The sequence below is a fragment of the Paraplanobispora takensis genome (assembly GCF_016863195.1).
Lineage (GTDB): Bacteria > Actinomycetota > Actinomycetes > Streptosporangiales > Streptosporangiaceae > Planobispora > Planobispora takensis.
In genome coordinates this window covers 41,572-61,180 of sequence record NZ_BOOK01000030.1, presented here as the reverse complement: position 1 = coordinate 61,180, position 19,609 = coordinate 41,572, and the positions used below count along the sequence as shown (strand labels likewise).

Here is a 19,609-nt window from a genome sequence, read left to right as displayed (position 1 = left end):
GCCGGTGACGCCGTGGGGCCGGGCGTCCCGGAGCAGGTTACACATCGGCGACACTTTCTTTCATCATCATTGATCTGAAAGTAAATTTCTGCCACCGTCATCGTCGGCACCCCTCTTTTCATGTCCCCCCGGGAGTCCGCATGAGCTCACCCACCCGGCGCACCCTCCTGCGCGGTCTCGCCCTGGCCGCCGCCGCGACCGCCGTGCCGCTGCCCGTCCTCACCGCCGCAGGCCCCGCCTTCGGCGCCGCCGGATTCCCGGCCGCCGAGTACGTCCCGCCGCTGCGCCAGATGCGCGGGATGTGGATCGCCTCGGTGCTCAACATCAACTGGCCGTCGAAGCCCGGTCTCACCGCCGACGAGCAGAGGGCCGAGTATCTCGGCTGGCTGGACCTCGCTCAGGCGCGCAGGCTCAACTCGGTCTTCGTGCAGATCCGGCCCACCGCCGACGCCTTCTGGCCCTCGCCGCATGAGCCCTGGTCGCAGTATCTGACCGGCACCCAGGGGCAGGACCCCGGCTACGACCCGCTGGCGTTCCTGGTGGAGGAGACGCACCGGCGGGGCCTGACCTTCCACGCCTGGTTCAACCCCTACCGCGTGTCGATGCAGGGCGACCCGGCCAACCTCCACCCCGACCACCCCGGCCGCAGGCACCCCGACTGGATCGTCGCCTACGGCGGCAGGCTCTACTACAACCCGGGCATGCCCGAGGTCCGCGCGTTCGTGCAGGACGCCATGATGGACGCGGTCACCCGCTACGACATCGACGGCCTGCACTTCGACGACTACTTCTATCCGGTCAACACCACCGCCTTCGACGACGGCGCCGCCTTCGCCCGGTACGGCCAGGGCTTCCCCGACCTGGCGACCTGGCGGCGCAACAACGTGGACCTGCTGGTCCAGGAGATGCAGCAGCGGGTACGGCAGGCCAAGCCGGAGGTCGCCTGGGGCATCAGCCCGTCCGGCATCTGGCGCAACAGCTCCACCGACCCGCTCGGCTCCGACACCGCCGGCGGCCAGTCCTACGACAACCTGCACGCCGACACCCGCGGCTGGGTCAAGAAGGGCTGGCTGGACTACATCGCCCCGCAGCTCTACTGGTACATCGGCCAGTCCAACGCCGACTACGCCAAGCTGGTCCCCTGGTGGTCCGACGTGGCGGCCGGCACCGGCGTGCAACTCTGGATCGGTCAGGCGGCCTACAAGGCGGGGGCGGCCGGTCAGCCCGAGCAGTGGTTCCAGCCGGAGGAGCTCTCCCGGCACCTGACCCTCAACCGGGACCATCCCGTGGTCGGCGGCGACATCTGGTACAACTCCGGAGACCTGCGGGCCGACCGCCTCGGCTCGATCAGCAGGGTCGTGACCGACCACTACACCCGGCCCGCCCTCCCGCCGCTGCTGCCCCGCCTGGCGGACGGCCGCCCGCCGCGCCGCCCGGTCCTGGCGACGGCGCACAAGACCTCCGGGGGAGTGGAGCTGCGCATCGTCGCCACCGGCCGGGAGACCCCCTTCCAGTTCGCCGTCTTCCGTCTCGACCGCAAGGCCCGCCCCGAGGACTTCACCGACGCCCGCCACCTGGTCGCCGTCGTCCCCGCCGCCCGTCACACCCGCTGGACCGATCCGTCCGGCACCGGAGGAGCCCGCTACTACGTCACGGCCGTCGACCGCGCCGGCCGCCAGAGCCCCCCGAGCAACGGCCACCGCGTGATCACCTGACCTCCGCCCCCTGTGCCGCCGCCGTACCGGCCGCTCTCCGCCGACGCCGGTACGGCGGACCGCTTCTCAAGCCGATCCGTCAGTCGGCCGAACCGGTCGGCGGATCTTGACGTTGACCAACTTCGGACATATTCCTCTCAGAGTTGATGAGAAGACAGCTTCTGTGACTTCTCCGTTACCTTCGCGGCGTATCTGATGGAGCGCGGCACCCCTCCCTCTTGTCGATCGCAGCCGAGGAAGGGACCATCATGCGCAACATCCGTTACCAGCAGGCCCTTGAGAACGCCGAGGGCCAGGCACTCGCGAACGACGCAGACTTCCGCCCCGCTCCGTTGCCGACCATCCCGGAGCAGGTCCTACGGCGCCATGGCGCCCGTGTACTGGATCCTGTCAATGCTCCCCATGCGGACGGCGAGCCCGCGCCGAACCCCACGATCTACCGTACGGGCGTGCTGCTGTTCCCCAGCGACGTTCTTCAGGACGAAGCGCTCATGCGGCAGATCGGTGTTGCGCTGGTGACAGTCGGAATGAGGATCGCCGAGCAAGAGCGGGAACAGGAGCAGTACCGGGAGCAGGAGAACGTGTGGGGTGGCTACAGCGAGGACGCCAGGCCGATGTTGTTGCGCCCGGCGGACGGCGCTTCCGTGGTCGTCGACGCCTGGGTTGCACTCCAGGCCATCCGCGGTGGCGTGGATCCGGGCCAGGTCGACAGAATCGCGCTCGACCACCTGCTCATCACCGCGTCGTATACCGACGGCCGTTCCGGAATAGGCGGCGAGCCGGCGACGGACGGCAACGGCGTGCCCGAGCTGCGGCGTTCCGGCGGCAACGGCGGCTACGGCGGCCGGGTCCCGCTGGCCTTCGCCGGGTCCGTGCCCTCGCGCGGCGGGCCGCCGGCAGACGGCCGTCGCGCTCTGGTGCTGATACCGGACTCGGGGTACGGCGAACACCCCGACCTGCAGCGGGACGACGTGGTGAACGACGGGTTCATCAATGTGGAACCGCAGCTTCAAAACGACATCGTCGATTCCGGGCTGCAGACTGTGACTGCGATCGACCCCGCTGGGCAGCAGGCTGTGATCGACCCCGCCGCGAAGCAGACGTTGGAGGAACTCCGCAACGTCGAGGACGGGTCGCCCATCGCTCAGCCCCTGGTGGGTGACCTGTATCCCTACACCGGGCACGGCACCTTCTGTGCGGGCCTGGTCCGGCAGATCGCGCCCGAGGCGCGGGTGAAGGCGGTCCGGGTCATGACCGGGGATGGTCTGGTCAAGGAGTCGGCGCTGCTCGCCGTGCTCAAACGACTCAGCGACCGGATGCGCGGCGGCGGAGAGGTCGTGGACGTCATCTCGCTGTCGTGCGGTTACTTCGAGGAACGACAGCTCGATCCCGAGCTGACCACAAAGCTGAATGAACATCTCGATGAACTCCGCGACCTGGGGACGGTCGTCGTCGCAGCGGCCGGCAACTACGCCTCCACGACCCCGTTCTTCCCGGCCGCGCTGGCCGGGGAGGACGACGCCGCCGAGCGGGCACCGATGCTGGCGGTGGGCGCGCTCAACCCGGAGGGCACGGTGGCGATCTTCAGCAACTACAACTCCTGGGTCGAGTGGTTCGCCGACGGTGCCATGCTGGTCAGCACTCTGCCGACCAACCTGAACGGTTCGTACGGGGCGGACATCAGGGTTGAAGCCGGTGCCGTTTTCGGCTCACCCGCGCGGGCTTCGCTCGATCGTGACAACTTCAGCTCCGGATGGGGACTCTGGCACGGAACGTCGTTCGCCGCTCCCATCGTGGCGGCGGAGGTGGCGAAGCGGCTCATGGCCGCCGGCACGCTCCAGCAGCCTCAGAACACTCATGAAGCGGCCCAGAGAGCCAAGGACGCGGTGCAAAGGGCTCAGATGGTGGTCAACGAGATGAAGGACGAATTCGGGGCGTGACGGACCGTGACGGAACTGTCTCCGGGTGACACGCCGATCGCCGGCCGGGACTCCGATCGCAGGTCCCGGCTGGCGACCCTGCTCGGTCAGGCGGCTGCGGGGCGGCAGGAGGCGCTGGACGAGATCGTGACCGACCTCACGCCCATGCTGTGGCACGCCGTACGCAGCCAAGGCCTCGACTATCACACGGCCCAGGACGTCGTCCAGACCACGTGGCTCGTCCTGGTCCGCCACCTGCACACCATCAAGACACCGGCGGCCCTCATCGAATGGTTGATCATCACTGCTCGCAGGGAAGCCTGGCGTGTTCGCACCAATACGCGTCGCGAGGAACCGACCGGAAGCGAACGTCTGGAGGAGATCGAGGACGGCGGCAGGTCGCCCGACGAGATCCTCCTGCTCAACGAACAGCAGCAGGCCCTGTGGTCCGCGGTCGCACTGCTGTCTCAGCGGTGCCGCGACCTGCTGCGGATCGTCGCGTTCGTCCACCGCCCCGACTATGCCGCCGTGGCGGCGGCGCTCGGTATGCCGCGCGGCAGCATCGGCCCGACCCGCGGGCGCTGTCTGGCCAAGCTGCGCGGGCTTCTGCGCCGAGACACTCCAGGGGGCTCCCGATGACCTCGCCAGAACCGGACGACGCTCACCTCAGCCTGGAGGACGCCCTGCTCCTCGAAGACATCAAACGGCTGTACACACAGGTGGACCCGGTTCCACCAGATCTGGCCGATCGCGTGCGGTTCGCCATGCAGGTGGCCTCCGAAGCGGAAAGGGTGCTTCGGGTCAGGGAAGAGGAGGAGGCGCTGGCCGGTGTCCGCGGCGGCGAACGCAGCCGTACGATCACCTTCGACAGCGTCCGCCTCACGGTCATGATCGATCTCACCTCTCTGGGCGGCGGCCTGATCAGAATGGACGGCTGGCTGGCTCCCCCCGCCGACCACGTGATCGAACTGCGCACGGCCACGGGTACCACCATCGTCAGAGCTGACGGCCAGGGACGATTCGCCTTCGAGCGGGTAAACGGCGGCATGACACAGCTCGTCGTGCGCAGGGCGGACGATCCTCGGGGCATCCTGGCGATCACGCCGTCAATTGACTTGTGACCTTCCCGGGCACTGGCGGACATTGAAAGCGTGGACGCAGATGTCGCCGAGCGGCGAGCCCGCGCTGACGAATTACGTCTGCAAAGCGTGGCGGCGACCTCGGCGGGACGCCCTGCCCTGGCCGCGCGCCGCTTGAGGCAGGCGTTGGCACTGCTGGACTGGCGGCCCGATGCGCCGGTGGAAGAGCCGGACATGTTGCTGGCCAGGATCCTGACCAGCCTGGCACACGCTGAAGCCGAACAGGCCCGTAGCAGTGTCGGACTCGAATTGCTGGACTTTGCCCAGAGCCGGGTGCCGCGCGAAGGTCTCGGTTATGTCCATTCCCAGCGCGGCCTGGTGCTGCTCCGGCTCGGCAGGCAGGTGGAGGCCCTCAGGCAACTCGACGTCGCCGTACCGCTCCTCGCGCGGCAGGACCGCGTCGAACTGGCCAGAATCCTGCTCAACCGGGCGGTCATCCACCTGTCCACCGGGCGGGTCGGGGCGGCCAGGGAGGATGCTCGACGGAGCAGGGAACTGGCCACGAGGGCCGGCCAGGAGATCATCGCGGCCAAGGCCCTGCACAACCTGGGCTACTGCGACTTCCTCACGGGTGACCTGCCCAGCGCGCTGGCCGTCTTCGCCCAAGTGCGCGAGCAGTACGCCAAAGTGATTCCCGGCTTCCTGCCCGTGCTCGCGCTCGATCAGGCCAGAACGCTGATGGCCGCCGGGCTGTGCACCGAGGCCGGCCGCATCCTGGACGAGAACCTGGCGTTATTCCGCCGCCAGCGGCTGGTCCAGGACTATGGGGAGGCCGAATTGGAGCGGGCGCGGTGCGAGTTCGACGCGGGCAACATCGAGGAGGCACGCCGATGGGCCCGCAGGGCCGCCACCGCGTTCCGCAGGCGGGGGACCACATCCTGGCTGGCCAAGGCACAATTGATGGAACTCAGGTGCGACTTCGCCCGCGTCGGCGGCGGTGCCGGGTCGGCGCGCAGGGGTGACGCGTTGGCCGACCGGCTCACTGCGCTCGGCCTGCGCGACGAGGCTGAGATGGCGTCGCTCCTCGCGGTCCGCGCGGCCCTCGCCGCGGGGGACGTCGACAGCGCCCGATCCAGAGCCGGCAGCGTGACGGCACCGCGACGCAGGATGCCGGTTGAGCTGCGGCTCATGCATCGCCTCGCCGAGGCCGAACTGGCCATCGCGGACGGGCGATGCCACAAAGGGCTGGAACGCCTGCGTAGCGGCCTGCTCCTGCTCCAGACGCAGCGGGCTCGCCTGGGCGACCTCGATCTGTTGACCGGAGCGGCGGCACTGGGCGCCGATCTGGCCCGAACCGGACTTTCCACCGCGCTCGTCAGCGGCTCCCCTCAAGTGGTGTTCAGCTGGTCGGAGCGGTCGAGGGCACAAGCGTTCCGCCATCGGCGGATACGGTTCACGCATGATGCGGAGACCGCCGAGGCCCTAGTGGAGCTGCGACACCTTCGCGACCGCATTCGCACGGATCCGAAGGAGGGCCGACGCCATCCTGAACTGCGGGAGCGGTGCGGAGAACTCGAACGATTCATCAGGGAGAAGGGCTGGCAGCAGCCGGGGGACGGCACTGCCACCACGACAGCCGGCATCAGGCGGATTCAGGCCGAGCTGGGCGCTGCCGGGTTGACCATGGTGGTCCTGATCGCCGTGGACGGTCGCGTCAGCTGCCTTGTCCTGCGGGACGGCACAGTCAAACTCGTGCCCCTTTGCCCCTACGAGGTCGTCGCCGAGGCGGCCCGGCGGCTGCGCGCCGACTTGGGGGTGATGGCGGGGCGGCACCGGCCTGCTCCCCTGCGCCGTGTGATCGAGAAGTCCGTGGCCATGCAACTGGCCACGCTCAGCAACACGCTGATCAGCCCGATCACGGCGTTGCTCGGGGACGCTCAGGGCCTCGTTATCGTGCCCACGAGAAATCTGAGCACCATCCCTTGGGGGCTGCTTCCCCTGCTTCGCGGGCGGCCGCTCGTGGTCGCGCCGTCCGCGACGGTGTGGCTGACGGCACAGCACGGCCGCCGTGAGAACAGGATGGAAGACGTGCCTGTGCTGGTTGCGGGCCCTGGTCTGGAGTACGCCGAGACGGAGGTCGAGCGGATTGCGGATCTGTATCCGGCCTCCCGCCGCCTTACCGGGGCTGCCGCCAGCGTGGAAGCCACGCTGGCCGCGTTGAACGGTGCGCCTCTGGCTCACTTGGCCGCGCACGGTTACCACGAGCGGGAGAACGTGCAGTTCTCCCGCCTGGATCTGAGTGATGGCCCGCTGATGGCTTATGACATGCAGAGACTGGAACGTGCTCCGGGTCATGTGGTGCTGTCGTCGTGTGATGCGGGACAGACCGTCGTGCGGCCCGGGGACGAGGTGCTCGGATTGGCTTCCGCGCTTCTCTACACGGGGAGTTCCACCGTGGTCGCAAGCCTGACGCGCGTCCCCGACGACGTCGCCTTCCGGGTGATGACTGCTTACCATCTGCGGCTCATCGCGGGTGAGCCACCAGGCGCCGCGTTGGCCGTGGCCGCAGAAGGGGAGATGTCGACGTTCATCTGCTTGGGCGCGGGCTGACAGTCGAACCGGGTTTATGCCGCGGTCGACGCATGCTCGCCGTCGCCGGATCCGGCTCCATGAAAACCGGAGATTCTCCAGCTCCGATGTATCTCGATGTCGGCCGCCGTCTCTATAGGGGTGACAGCGTCATCGAGAAGGGCGGATCCTGATGACCGGAGACAACGGCATCGACAGCCTGTTCACCACCCAGCACCCCCTCGGGCCGGTCGCGGTCTCCGATCGTCAGAGCGTCTCAGTGCTGAAGGCGCTGTACAACGCGCGTGTCCAGTTGCACATGGAGTCCGAGCACGACCCTCCGACGTTCATAGTCGGCCGACGCGGCTCGGGTAAGACCGCATTGTTGCTGTCGCGCGAGTTCGATCCGTGCAATCTGTCCGTACGGCTCAGTGCACAGGGCGTCTTCTCCCGTATGCAGGCGGCCGCCGGGCTGATCGGTGGCCGCATGATTCTCACAGCCGAAGGCGCTGCGCAGCTGTGGGAGCTGCTCCTGTGGGCTCCGATCGTGACCCGGCTGGCCGGTTCGGATCGGGAGCATTCCGATTCTCCGCGCGCCGTCCAGGTGTTGTGGCACGAAAGCGCTGGGATGCGCCGGGCGGCTGACGGTTCGGCAACCGAGGATGACGACGTACTGGACTTCGCCACGCTGCGTCTGATCGAGCATGTTCAGGACAGTGCGGCTCTAGTCAGTTTGGAACATCTGTGGCGCAGCTTTCGGCTGGGTGAGCGACCGTGGATCGAGGTCATCGAGACAGCCAAAGAAGTATTGAAGTCTCGCCGTACACCGGTCTTCGTTCTGGTCGATTCACTGGAGAACATCGGTGAGCACATTACGCAGATCAAAGGCGTACTGCAGGGCTTGTTCCACCTGGCGGGGCAGCTCGGGCTGCGGCGCGGCCAACCGTCGCTCCGCATCCAGTGTTGCTTTCCGAGTGAGTTGTGGCCCGCGCTCGATGTCATCTCAGCCAACCCGATCAAGGACTTCAGCGGTCGTGTGGTGCTGCGTTGGCATTGGCAGGACCTGCTCAGCGCGGTCGGCCGACGGCTGCGCATGTTCCTGGAACGCTGTTACCCCGAGCATGTCAAGGACGTCGGCGTCGAGGATCATGAAGGCCTGCTGGCCCGTGTTCTCCCGCCGGAGGTGAGGACCCCCGCCGGAATCAAGGAGGACACGATCGGGTACGTGTTGCGGCACAGCCAGCTTCTGCCTCGGCAAGTGCTCTACATGTTCAATGAGGCGATGCACCGGACGCTCGTCGCCACGGACTCGCCGGTCATCAGAGGAACCGATATCGTCTCGGCCGTCGCTGAGGCTGAAGGGACGCTGTGCCCGGAGGTCTTCTCGGCTCACCAGTTCCGTTATCCGCAGGCGCACGACGTCGCTCGGCGGCTCATCCCGTTTCTGCCTTTCCTGTTCGACGACAGTTACCTGCATCGCATGTGCAACCAGGCAGGGGTGAGCAAGTCTTTCGGCCTCGACTACCGCGAGGTGCGCGAAATGTTCACCGACGTGGGAATTATCGGTAAATACACCGGTGAGACCAGTCGCTATCTCAAGGCCGATTTCGCGTACTCGGCGGAAGGGCAGATGATCTTGTCTCCGGATGAGAAGTACTGCCTGCACCCGCTCTTCGTCCGTTACTACAACTCCAGGGACGCGCTGGCCTCGGGTCGGCGCATCAAACCGGTCTACCCGTCCGGAACCGGGAACCTGCCATGACTTCCCCGGTTCGTGCCTCCCGCTACCGCTACCTCGACACGGTGGGAGACCTGGATGGCATCGGCATCGCTCTGGCGGGTGGCGGGGTGCGGGCTGCCTGCCTCGGTCTGGGCGCGCTGCAGGCGGCAGACGAATGCAGCGTGCTGCGTCGCACCGCTTATGTCTCGGCGGTGTCGGGCGGTAGCTACATCGCGAGCGCGTTCCTTGCTTCGCGGGCGCAGTATCAGAATGACGGCGAGTCACCACCGTGGGGTCGAGGTTCCCCAGAAGAGGTGCACCTGCGCAGGAATCTGCGATATCTGGGTGAGGACTTCTTCGACCTGTTCCTGGGGTTGGTGCGTTACCTCGTCACCATGCTGGTAAACCTGGTGCCGTTTGTTTCGGCAATCGTACTGGCCGGGTGCGTGTTCGGCGCGGCTTGTCGGGTGGCCGGACTCCTCGTCGCCGAGGACGACGTCCTCTACGCCCGATTCGTCGAGCATCGACTGGCCGTTGCGGCAGGGATCAGTGTTCTCGCGGTGATACTCGAAGCCTGTTTCGCCCGGGCGGAGTGGGCGATTCGGCATGTCGGCCTAAGAGGTCCTAACAAAATGATCAGCGGACGAGGCGTCGCCAGCAGATGATCGCCGCGGCGAGCTTCATAAACGCCTCGTGGATGTCGTCACGGACCTCCCAGCGGATGCGCAGGCGGCGAAACCAGTGCAATAGCGCGATCGTCCGCTCCACCACCCACCGGTGAATGCCCAGGCCAGAGCCGTGCGGGGTGCCACGCCGGGCAATGATGGGCTTGATGCCGGTGCGCCAGACCAGGCGGCGGTACTTGTCGTGGTCATAGCCGCGGTCGGCATACAGACAGTCCGGGCGCTTACGCGGTCGGCCGACGCGGCCGCGTACCGGCGCGATGGCCTTGATCAGGGGCATCAGCTGGGTGACATCGTTGCGGTTGCCGCCGGTCAGGGCGACGGCCAGGGGAATGCCTCCGGCTTCGGTGATGACGTGGTGTTTCGAGCCCGGCTTGGCGCGGTCAACCGGGCTCGGTCCGGTTTTGGGCCGCCCTTGAGCGCCCGGACGTGCGAGCTGTCGATCACCGCCTTGGTCCAGTCCAGCTGGCCGGCGGCGTGCAACTCGGCGAGCAGGACCTGGTGCAGCCGGTCCCACACGCCGGCCTGGTGCCAGTCGCGCAGCCGCCGCCAGCAGGTCATCCCCGAGCCGAACCCGAGCTCCTGAGGCAGGAACTCCCACGGGATCGCGGTGTAGAGCACGAACAAGATGCCCTGCAACGCCAGCCGGTCATCCAGCCGTTTGCGGCCCGGATGGCGTTGGCGCCGCTCCACCTTTGGCAGCAGCGGCTCGATCCGCTCCCACAGACTGTCGGGCACAATCCACGGCAGTTGCTGGCCTTTCTTCACACGAAGATCAACGACCAGCAGCGCCAGGAGACACGGCTCTAGATCATTTTGTTAGGACCTCTAACTCTTGTGATATTGCTGTTGATTCCGGACATTGTGGTAATTGGTACGCACATACTCGACGCGCGCGTGTTCGGTGCGTCGGCAGGTGTGCGGCTGGCCGTACTGCTGGCCTTGCTGCTGGTCGTGTCCCTCGCGGTGTTCCGCACCCAGAGCAGCTTCTCCCTCAACTGGTTCCGTCAGGTAGGACTGCAGATCATCCGTCTTCTTTTCACCATCAGCATGATTGCAATTGTGGTCCTGCCGTTGTTGCTGGTGATCGGACAGGCGAGCCAGTCGCCGTACGCGGCCACGGGGATCGTTGCGTCGGTGGCGCTGGCCATCCTGTTGCTGTTCGGCTGTCTGGTGCATGCCAACAAGACCTCGCTGCACAGCCTGTACTCGCGACGGCTGAGTCGTGCCTACGTGGTGCGCGCTCCGGGCAAAGGCGAACAAGCGGTCGGGCTTTCGGAGGTGGGCCTTCACGACACGTGCGCGGAGGACCTTCCCGCACTTCTCGTCTGTGCTGCGGTCAACCTGCGCGAGATCGAGTCGGCACAGGGGGAGGGATGCGCCTCGTTCGTATTCTCGGCCGATTACGTGGGCAGCGCCGGGTTGGTGGAGGCGGAAGCCAAGCAGTTCAACGCCGTGAACACCGTGGCCGACTTGGTGGCTGCCTCGGGAGCGGCCATCGCGCCCAACATGGGCCGTTACACGAGTCGAGCGAGCAGACTTGCCCTGGCGTTGATGAACCTCCGTCTGGGGCTGTGGCTGCAAAACCCCTTGAGCCCGTCTTCCCCACGCCGGCGCCTGCTGCCCCGCTGGCTCGTCACCGGCTGGCGGCAGCCCGGTCCGCTGTTCACGTGGCGTGAGGCATTCGGCGAACTATCGCTGGGGCATACCTTCGTGTTCGTCTCCGACGGCGGCCATTGGGACAACTCCGGCGTCGTCGAGCTACTGCGGAGGCGGTGCCGCACGATCTTCGCCGTGGACGCCTCCGTCGACGAGGCGAGGGTGGGGAACCTGCTGCGGCTGATCTCGCTGGCCAGGACCGAACTCGGCGTAGAGTTCGACTCGGACGGTCGGCTGCTGGAATCGCGGGCGCCGGTGGAGAGGGTCAGATTCGCCTATCCCGATGATGACGAGACCAGCCCGGCGGGTTATCTGATCCTGTTGCGCACCCATGTCAGTCCTGAGATGCCGAGTGATCTAGTGGCGCTGGCCACGGACCGGTCGGCGTTCCCCCGTCACTCCACGCTCAACCAATTTCTGTGCGCACGGGACGTAGACGCATATATCGCGTTCGGCCGGTGGTTGTTCCAAAGCGGACTTGTCGCAGCAGATCTTCTTCCTCCGCGCTGCGATGCCGTACGGGTCCGTGTTCGGTCCTGAGGTCTCTGTTTGATCCCGGGTTCGGGCGCCAGGCCGAGTGGAAGCGGCTTCGCCGGTACGGCGAGGCGGGGTGCGGAACTGCTCGGCGCCGTCGTACGGCGGGTGGCCGGGGTCAGGCGATCAGGGCGCGGTGGGCGCCGGCGGCGTCGGGGGCGACGGTGCGCAGGGCGAGGGCGGCGGCGCCGGCGGCGTTGTCGCGGGCGGTGATCACGTCGCCGCCGAACACGCCGCGGACTTTCGCGGCCAGCAGGGTCGGCTGGGTCAGCAGGGACCCCGCCAGTACCAGCGGTCCGTGGCCGGGGCCCAGCGAGCGGGTGGTGGCGACGAGCCGGTCCGCCGCCTCGCCGAGGATCTCCAGGGCCGCGGCGTCGCCGCCCCTGGCCGCGGTCTCCACCGCGGGCGCCAGCCTCCCCAGCCACGCCGGTCCGGCATGGGCCAGGCCCTCGTGGACCGCCCGCACGACCCGCTGGGTCGTCATGGCGGCCTCCTCCGAATCCGCAGCCGCCACAACCGCCGCGGCCGTGGCCTCCTGCGCGGTGACGGCGGCGGTGACGGGGGAGAGCATGGCCGTCGGGCCGGTCCGGCCGTCGAGGGCGGCCAGTACGGCGCGCACCGCCCGCCGCCCGATCCACACGCCCGAGCCGTCGTCGCCGAGCAGCCACCCGTGGCCGTCGATCCGGCGGGCGAGGCGGCGGCCGGTGACGCGGGCCGCCACGGCGCCGGTGCCCGCGATCAGGACCGTGCCCGACGACTCCTCGGTGGCCCCGGCGAAGGCGGCCAGCGGGTCGGGAACGATCTCGGGCCGTCCGGGCAGGCCGCAGGCGTGCCAGGCTCCGGCGACGAGGGACTCGGCCCGTTCCCGCGCCGACTCCGCGCCCGCCAGGGCGAACACGCCGCCCGCCACCTGTCCGGGGACGAGGCCCTCCAGGGCCTGGCCGAGCGCCGCGCGCAGGCTCCCTCCCGGGTCGGCGGCCGACAGGATGTTGGCGCCGGCGCCGTTCCCCCGCCCGGCGATCCGGCCCGCCTCGGTCGCCACCACGCACCGGGTGCTCGTCCCGCCCCCGTCGACGCCGATGAACAGTGTCCTCACGCCCGCTCCGCCTCCGATCCCGTCCCCGGACGCGTCGCCGGAGCATCCATACGCACGCCGGAGCGTATCGCGAGGCTGGAGCCTGGAACCGCGTTCTGGTAGGAATTCTCCTATTGCCTATATTTTCGTGAAGAATTCTGCCAGGGAGCGGCATGCGGGTGCTCGGGCTGATCTCGGGGACGTCCCACGACGGCATCGACCGCGCGGTCGTGGACTGGTCGCTCGACGAGGCCGGTGTGCTCACCGGAACCGTCGAGCACACCGGTGCGACGCCGTACGACCCGGGGCTCCGCGCGCGGATCGTCGCGGCCCTGCCCCCGAACCGGGTCGGCATGGAGGAGGTCTGCCGGCTCGACACCCTGATCGGCCAGGCCTTCGCGGACGCTGCGAGTGAGTGCCCGCCGGCCGACCTCGTCTGCTCGCACGGGCAGACCCTGTTCCACTGGGTGGAGGAGGGCAGAGTGCGCGGCACCCTGCAACTCGGCCAGCCCGCCTGGATCGCGGAACGGCTGGGCGTGCCGGTGGTCTCCGATCTGCGGGTGCGGGACGTCGGCGCGGGCGGGCAGGGGGCGCCGCTGGTCTCCTGCTTCGACCTGCTCCTGCTGGCCGGGCTCCCAGGCCGGAGCGGAGCGCTCAACCTCGGCGGGATCGCCAACCTGACCGTGCGCGGCGGGGAGTCCGCGGCGGCTTACGACACGATGGCCTACGACGCCGCGGCCCACGATGCGGTGGCCTGCGGTGCGACGGCCTACGACACCGGGCCCGCCTGCGCGCTGCTGGATGCGGTGGTGCTCGCCGCCACCGGCAGGCCCTGCGACGAGGACGGCCGCCTCGCCGCCGCGGGGAAGGTCTGCGAGCCGCTGCTGGCGGAACTGCTCGCCGAGCCGTACTATCGCCGCTCCCCGCCCAAGAGCACCGGCAAGGAGCTGTTCCACCTGGGCTACCTCGACGGGTTCGCCGCGCCGTACGGCCTCGGCCTGCAGGACCTGCTGGCGACGCTGGCGGCGCTGACCGCCGAGACCGCGGGCGCGGAGATCCGGCGGCATCGGCTGGAGACGGTCGTCGTGTCGGGCGGCGGGGTGCGCAATCCGGTCCTCATGGGCATGCTCCGCGAACGGGCCGGTACGGCACGCCTCATCGCGAGCGACGAACTGGGCGTGCCCTCCGACGCCAAGGAGGCGATCGCCTTCTCCCTCCTCGGCTGGCTCACCGCGCACGGACTCCCCGCGACGGTGTCCGGCTGCACGGGCGCCTCGGGGCCGCGGATACTGGGCGCGATCACTCCCGGCCGGGGACCGCTGCGCCTGCCCGATCCCGCCTGCGAGGCCCCGGCCCGGCTCCGCCTCGTCCCGGCGGCGTGGTGATGGAGTACGTGGGACACGCGTCAGCGGGAACGGCGGCACGCCCGGTGCGGCCGTGAGGCCGGGCCGTGCTCTAGAGTGCTTGCGTCCCCGTCCAAGGCCGACCGAGGAGCATCGTTGACCGAGCTGGCGTCCATGTCCTCCCTGCAGCAGCAGATCGCGCGCGAGCTCCACGTGGGTGCCTCCTTCGACGCCGAGCAGGAGATCGAGCGCCGGGTGGCCTTCCTCGCCGACCGGCTGGCCGATGGCCGGCGTGCGCTGGTGCTGGGCATCAGCGGCGGAGTGGACTCCACGGTCGCGGGCCGGCTGTGCCAGCTCGCGGTCGAGCGGGTCCGCGAGGCCGGCCGGGAGGTGACGTTCCTGGCCATGCGGCTGCCCTACGGCGTCCAGGCCGACGAGGGCGACGCGCGGCTCGCGCTGGAGTTCATCCGCCCCGACCAGGTCCTGACCGTGGATGTGAAGCCCGCCAGTGACGCCGCGCTGGCGGCGCTGCTGGCCGGTGGCCTGGCCTTCCGCGACGAGCACCAGCAGGACTTCGTGCTCGGCAACATCAAGGCCCGTCAGCGCATGATCGCCCAGTTCGCGGTGGCCGGCGCGTGCGACGGCCTGGTCGTGGGCACCGACCACGCGGCCGAGGCGGTCTCCGGCTTCTTCACCAAGTACGGCGACGGCGCCGCCGACGTGGTCCCGCTCACCGGCCTGACCAAGCGCCGCGTCCGGGCGGTCGCGGAGGCGCTCGGGGCGCCGCCCGCGCTGGTCCGCAAGGTCCCCACCGCCGACCTGGAGACGCTCAGCCCCGGCCGCCCCGACGAGGAGGCGCTCGGTGTCACCTACGACGACATCGACGACCTCCTTGAGGGCAAGCCCGTCGACCCGGCCGCCTTCGAGATCATGGTCGGCCGCTACCGGCTCACCGAGCACAAGCGGCGGTTGCCGATCGCTCCCTGAGAGCACCCGGCCTGAGACTGCCCGGCCCGGGACCGCGGGGGCGCGGCGAGCACCGCACCCCCTCGCCCGCGCCGGACCGGTTCGGTCTCAGCCGAGGGAGGCCGACACCAGTTCCCTGGCGGCCTGCTGGACCTCGGCCAGGTGCTCGGGGCCCTTGAACGACTCGGCGTAGATCTTGTAGACGTCCTCGGTGCCGGAGGGGCGGGCGGCGAACCAGGCGTTCTCGGTGCACACCTTGACCCCGCCGATGGAGGCGCCGTTGCCGGGGGCGGTGGTCAGCACCTGGGTGATCGGCTCCCCGGCCAGCGTGCCGGCGGTGACCTGCTCGGCCGAGAGCCGGGACAGCACCGCCTTCTCCTCGCGGGTGGCCGGGGCGTCGACCCGGGCGTAGGCGGGGGCGCCGAAGCGGGACACCAGGTCCGCGTAGTGCTCGCTGGGGGAGCGGCCGGTGGCCGCGATGATCTCGGCGGCGAGCAGGGCCAGGATGATGCCGTCCTTGTCGGTGGTCCAGGCCGAGCCGTCGCGGCTCAGGAACGAGGCCCCCGCGCTCTCCTCGCCGCCGAAGCCGAGCGACCCGTCCAGCAGCCCCGGCACGAACCACTTGAACCCGACGGGCACCTCGACCAGCCGCCTGCCCAGGTCGGCGGCGACCCGGTCGATCATGCCGCTGCTCACCAGGGTCTTGCCGATCCCCGCGCCGGCGGGCCAGCCGGGCCGGTGGGAGTAGAGGTAGGAGATCGCCACGGCCAGATAGTGGTTGGGGTTCATCAGCCCGGCGTCGGGGGTGACGATGCCGTGCCGGTCGGAGTCGGCGTCGTTGCCGGTGGAGACGGCGTAGGCGTCGCGGTTGGCGATCAGCGAGGCCATGGCGTAGGGGGAGGAGCAGTCCATGCGGATCTTCCCGTCCCAGTCGAGCGTCATGAACCGCCACGCCGGGTCGACCAGCGGGTTGACCACCGTCAGGTCCAGCCGGTGCCGTTCGGCGATCTCGCCCCAGTAGGCCACGCTCGCCCCGCCCAGCGGGTCGGCCCCGATGCGCACCCCGGCGGAGCGGATCGCGTCGATGTCGAGCACCGAGGGCAGGTCGTCGACGTAGGCGGCCAGGAAATCGTGGCGGACGGTCGTCTCGGCGGTCAGCGCCCGGGCGTAGGGGATCCGCCTGACCTCCTTCAGTCCGCCCGCGATCAGCGCGTTGGCCCGGTCCTGGATCCAGGAGGTGGCGTCGGTGTCGGCCGGTCCGCCGTGCGGCGGGTTGTACTTGAACCCTCCGTCGGAGGGCGGGTTGTGGGAGGGGGTGACGACCACACCGTCGGCCAGTCCGGCGCTCCGCCCGCGGTTGTGGGCGAGGACGGCCCGCGAGACCGCGGGAGTGGGGGTGTAGCCGTCGCGGGAGTCGATCATGACCGTGACCCCGTTGGCCGCGAAGACCTCCAGCGCCGACACCCGGGCGGGCTCGGACAGGGCGTGCGTGTCGGCGCCCAGGAACAACGGGCCCTCCACGCCCTGCGCCGCCCGGTACTCCACGATCGCCTGGCTGGTGGCGACGATGTGGTCCTCGTTGAAGGCGGCGTTCAGCGACGAGCCGCGATGCCCCGAGGTGCCGAACGCCACCCGCTGGCCGGGCTCCGCCGGGTCGGGATGCAGGGCGTAGTAGGCGGTCACCAGTCGGGCCACGTCCACCAGATCGGACGGTCGGGCGAGCTGCCCGGCACGCTCATGCGTCATCGGAGTCTCCTAGGGTCGTCACTGGAAACGCTACATACCCGGGTTCGCGGCATTTCGACGAGCGTCCGGATATCGATCCGGGTGCGGGTCCGGGCTCTTCCGTCGCCCTCCGGACGCGGAGCGCCGCGGGAAAGAAGGGTGCCGATGCGGAAAGAACCTTTCCTCGTCGGGGGGAGCCGTGTGGCACGCTTGGAGGATGCCGGACACCTCGGCGCGCCTGCTGCGCCTGCTGTCGCTGCTGCAGACACCCCGTGACTGGTCGGGCCCCCAGCTCGCCGAGCGGCTCGGCGTGACCACCCGGACCATCCGCAACGACGTGGAACGGCTGCGCGGCCTCGGCTACCCCGTCCACGCCACCCCGGGAGCGGCGGGCGGCTACCGGCTGGGCGCGGGCGCCCGCCTGCCCCCGCTGCTGCTCGACGACGAGGAGGCCGTGGCGGTGGCGGTCGGCCTGCGCACGGCCGCCGGCGGGTCGGTCGCGGGCATCGAGGAGACCTCGCTGCGCGCCCTGGCCAAGCTCGAACAGGTGCTGCCCTCGCGGCTGCGCCACCGGGTCAACGCCCTGCACGCCCACACGATCCGGCTCCCCGGCACCGGCCCGACCGTCGAGGCGGACCTGCTGGCCGCCATCGCCGCGGCCTCCCGTGACCGCGAACGGCTCCGCTTCGACTACACCGGCCACGACGGCACCGGCAGTCTCCGGGAGGCCGAGCCCCACCGCCTCGTGCACGCCCGCGGCCGCTGGTATCTCGTCGCGTGGGACACCGGCCGCGACGGCTGGCGCACCTTCCGGGCCGACCGGATCCGCCTGCGGACACCCAACGGGCCCCGGTTCGTCCCACGCGAGCCGCCCGAGGGGGACTACGCCGTCTATGTCGCGAACGGCCTGGAGAAGGCGGTCTGGAAGTACGTCGCCCGGGTGAAGGTCCACGCGCCCGCCGAGGAGGTCGCCGCCCGGCTGCCGTCCTCGATCGCGGTCGACCCGGTCGGGGAGCACGCCTGCGTCATCGCCGCCGGATCCGACAGCCCCCACATGCTCGCCCTCTATCTCGGCATGCTGGAGGCCGACTTCGAGGTCACCGGACCGCCCGACCTCGTCGAGCACCTGCGGGAGCTGTCCGGCCGCTACGCCCGCGCGATCGCCGGAGCCGCCGGGGACCCCGGGACCGCGAGGGCCAACGGGGCGAAGGCCGCCGGGACCCCGGGAGACGACGGGGTTCCGGAAGACGGCGGGGCCGTCGCGGGCCCGGCCTGACCCGGGCTCCCGCGCGTCCGGCTCGCGGCCCGATCCGTGCTCCCGCACGCCCGTTTTGCGCTCTGACCAGGGCTTCCGCGCGTCCGGCTCAGGCGTGCCCGCCCACGGTGACGACGCCGACGGTCAGCCGGGGCCTTCCCTCCAGGATCTCCCCGACCCGCTCCACCTGCTCGTCCAGCTCGCGGCGCCGCGCGGCGGTGAGCTCGACCAGGGGTTCCACGGTGATGTCGATCGTGCGGCCGGAGCGGCGCTGGTGCCACAGCCCGGCGACCACCCCGTCGACGAGCATCACCTGGAAGTTGCCGGGCAGCACGCGCTCGGCGGCACGGCCGGGGTACAGCAGCCCGGGCGGCTGGTTGCCGACCCGGTAGGCGTAGCCGTCGAAGTACGGCAGCAGCCGTACGCCCCGGGGCGGCTCATCCGGCGCCGTGAGGTCCCCGGGCGCCGCCCAGGCGGGCACGCCCTCCACCTCGACCCTCCGCATCTCCCCGGCCAGGGACGTGAACAGCTCGTTCGCCCAGCTCACCGGTACGGTCAGCCACTGCGCGAACCGCTGAGGGGTGGAGGGCCCGTACGCGAGCAGATAGTCGCGTACGACGGCGGCCAGGGCCTCGCGCGGCTCGGCGGGCCGCAGATCGGGCAGCCACCGGTGCGGGCCGGTGTAGGTGACCTTGCGGCCCCGGTTGGGCCCGAAGCACAGCGCACCCCGCATCCCCGCCAGGTGGAGGGCCTGGCGCCACCGGGGCCACAGGGTCTGGAAGGCGGGCATGACCGGGTCCGCGGCCCACGGGCCGGTACGGTCGGCGACCGCCTCGTCGAGCTCGTCGACGGTCAGCTCGGCGTCCCGCAGCGCGTCCGCGATCGCCCGGACGACCTCCTCCGTCTGGTCGGGCGTCAGCTGGACGTCCTTGGGGAAGGAGCTGGGGGCCGACGGGATCGCCGACAGCACGCCGATCCACACGGGCAGGTCGCGGGCGGGCAGCAGGTGGACCGTGCCGCGCGGTCCGAACGTCCTGATCAGGCTGTGCTCCTCCCACAGCGCCGTGCGGACGTCCGCGCGCGTGGCGCCGGCGATGCGCAGCGCGATCGACAGCTCGGCGGCCGGGAGCATCTGGGCGTGCACTCCGGCCAGGGCGGCGGCGACGTCGGCGGGCCCCGCCCCGGGGGCGGGCGCGGACAGCGCGTGCCGGCGCAGGCGGGCGGCGCAGACCTGCTCCCACGACAGGCGGGGCACGCCGGCCGGGCGGCCGGCGGTCGTCCGCGATTCCACAGTCGGTTCCAGGGCCGGTTCCACAGTCGGGTTCATGGCCACGACACTAGGGCTCATATAGGTCAGGATCTGTCCTG

At 69.9% G+C, this 19,609-nt stretch carries 15 protein-coding genes; 11 read left to right on the top strand and 4 right to left on the bottom strand.

From position 1 onward, the window contains the following. Positions 1-140: 140 nt before the first annotated feature. The 7 genes from Pta02_RS20110 to Pta02_RS20080 all read left to right on the top strand — a co-directional run bounded on the left by Pta02_RS20110 (position 141) and on the right by Pta02_RS20080 (position 9,666). The gene (locus Pta02_RS20110) at positions 141-1,715 is read left to right on the top strand and encodes a glycoside hydrolase family 10-like protein (protein ID WP_203876419.1); all 1,575 of its coding nucleotides are present in this window, start codon (positions 141-143) and stop codon (positions 1,713-1,715) included. Positions 1,716-1,963: 248 nt separating this feature from the next. Next, on the top strand, positions 1,964-3,655 hold the full coding sequence (locus Pta02_RS20105; RefSeq protein ID WP_203876418.1) for a S8 family peptidase: 1,692 nt from the start codon (positions 1,964-1,966) through the stop codon (positions 3,653-3,655). A 6-nt stretch (positions 3,656-3,661) separates the two neighbouring features. Beyond that, positions 3,662-4,273, top strand: a complete 612-nt coding sequence (locus Pta02_RS20100) for an RNA polymerase sigma factor (protein WP_203876417.1) — start codon at positions 3,662-3,664, stop codon at positions 4,271-4,273. Further along, the gene (locus Pta02_RS20095) at positions 4,270-4,755 is read left to right on the top strand and encodes a carboxypeptidase regulatory-like domain-containing protein (protein ID WP_203876416.1); all 486 of its coding nucleotides are present in this window, start codon (positions 4,270-4,272) and stop codon (positions 4,753-4,755) included. Before Pta02_RS20100 ends, Pta02_RS20095 begins: the two co-directional genes overlap by 4 nt. A 30-nt stretch (positions 4,756-4,785) precedes the next feature. Then, positions 4,786-7,323, top strand: a complete 2,538-nt coding sequence (locus Pta02_RS20090) for a CHAT domain-containing protein (protein WP_203876415.1) — start codon at positions 4,786-4,788, stop codon at positions 7,321-7,323. Between the two features lie 151 nt (positions 7,324-7,474). Further along, positions 7,475-9,043 carry a P-loop ATPase, Sll1717 family gene (locus Pta02_RS20085; protein WP_203876414.1) on the top strand — a complete coding sequence of 523 codons (1,569 nt, stop codon included), beginning with the start codon at positions 7,475-7,477 and terminating at the stop codon, positions 9,041-9,043. Next, positions 9,040-9,666: a hypothetical protein gene (locus tag Pta02_RS20080; protein ID WP_203876413.1), complete on the top strand. Its 627-nt coding sequence runs from the start codon at positions 9,040-9,042 to the stop codon at positions 9,664-9,666. Before Pta02_RS20085 ends, Pta02_RS20080 begins: the two co-directional genes overlap by 4 nt. On the opposite strand, the gene Pta02_RS20075 is transcribed toward Pta02_RS20080, so the two are convergent. Beyond that, positions 9,638-10,434 (bottom strand): IS5 family transposase gene (locus tag Pta02_RS20075; protein WP_239131069.1). Its coding sequence is split into 2 segments (ribosomal slippage): positions 9,638-10,092 and positions 10,092-10,434, totalling 798 coding nucleotides; the frame shifts between segments, so codons are not numbered across the junction. The genes Pta02_RS20080 and Pta02_RS20075 overlap by 29 nt on opposite strands. A gap of 87 nt (positions 10,435-10,521) precedes the next feature. Here Pta02_RS20075 and Pta02_RS20070 point away from each other — a divergent pair. Next, the gene (locus Pta02_RS20070) at positions 10,522-11,883 is read left to right on the top strand and encodes a hypothetical protein (RefSeq protein WP_203876412.1); all 1,362 of its coding nucleotides are present in this window, start codon (positions 10,522-10,524) and stop codon (positions 11,881-11,883) included. A gap of 112 nt (positions 11,884-11,995) precedes the next feature. Here the strand turns inward: Pta02_RS20070 and Pta02_RS20065 are convergent, their stop codons facing one another. Beyond that, positions 11,996-12,973, bottom strand: a complete 978-nt coding sequence (locus Pta02_RS20065) for an N-acetylglucosamine kinase (protein WP_203876411.1) — start codon at positions 12,971-12,973, stop codon at positions 11,996-11,998. A gap of 152 nt (positions 12,974-13,125) precedes the next feature. On the opposite strand from Pta02_RS20065, the gene Pta02_RS20060 reads away from it, so the two are divergent. Beyond that, a complete protein-coding gene (locus tag Pta02_RS20060) occupies positions 13,126-14,337 on the top strand; it encodes an anhydro-N-acetylmuramic acid kinase (RefSeq protein WP_203876410.1) in 1,212 nt (403 codons plus the stop codon). A gap of 132 nt (positions 14,338-14,469) precedes the next feature. After that, on the top strand, positions 14,470-15,282 hold the full coding sequence (nadE, locus tag Pta02_RS20055) for an NAD(+) synthase (protein WP_203876530.1): 813 nt from the start codon (positions 14,470-14,472) through the stop codon (positions 15,280-15,282). 87 nt (positions 15,283-15,369) lie between these two features. On the opposite strand, the gene pgm is transcribed toward nadE, so the two are convergent. After that, a complete protein-coding gene (pgm, locus tag Pta02_RS20050; RefSeq protein ID WP_203876409.1) occupies positions 15,370-17,007 on the bottom strand; it encodes a phosphoglucomutase (alpha-D-glucose-1,6-bisphosphate-dependent) in 1,638 nt (545 codons plus the stop codon). Between the two features lie 196 nt (positions 17,008-17,203). Between pgm and Pta02_RS20045 the strand changes: the two genes are divergently transcribed. After that, on the top strand, positions 17,204-18,262 hold the full coding sequence (locus tag Pta02_RS20045; RefSeq protein WP_203876408.1) for a helix-turn-helix transcriptional regulator: 1,059 nt from the start codon (positions 17,204-17,206) through the stop codon (positions 18,260-18,262). Positions 18,263-18,350: 88 nt separating this feature from the next. Here Pta02_RS20045 and Pta02_RS20040 read toward each other — a convergent pair whose 3' ends face one another. Beyond that, positions 18,351-19,568 carry a winged helix DNA-binding domain-containing protein gene (locus tag Pta02_RS20040; RefSeq protein WP_203876407.1) on the bottom strand — a complete coding sequence of 406 codons (1,218 nt, stop codon included), beginning with the start codon at positions 19,566-19,568 and terminating at the stop codon, positions 18,351-18,353. Between the last annotated feature and the right edge of the window lie 41 nt (positions 19,569-19,609).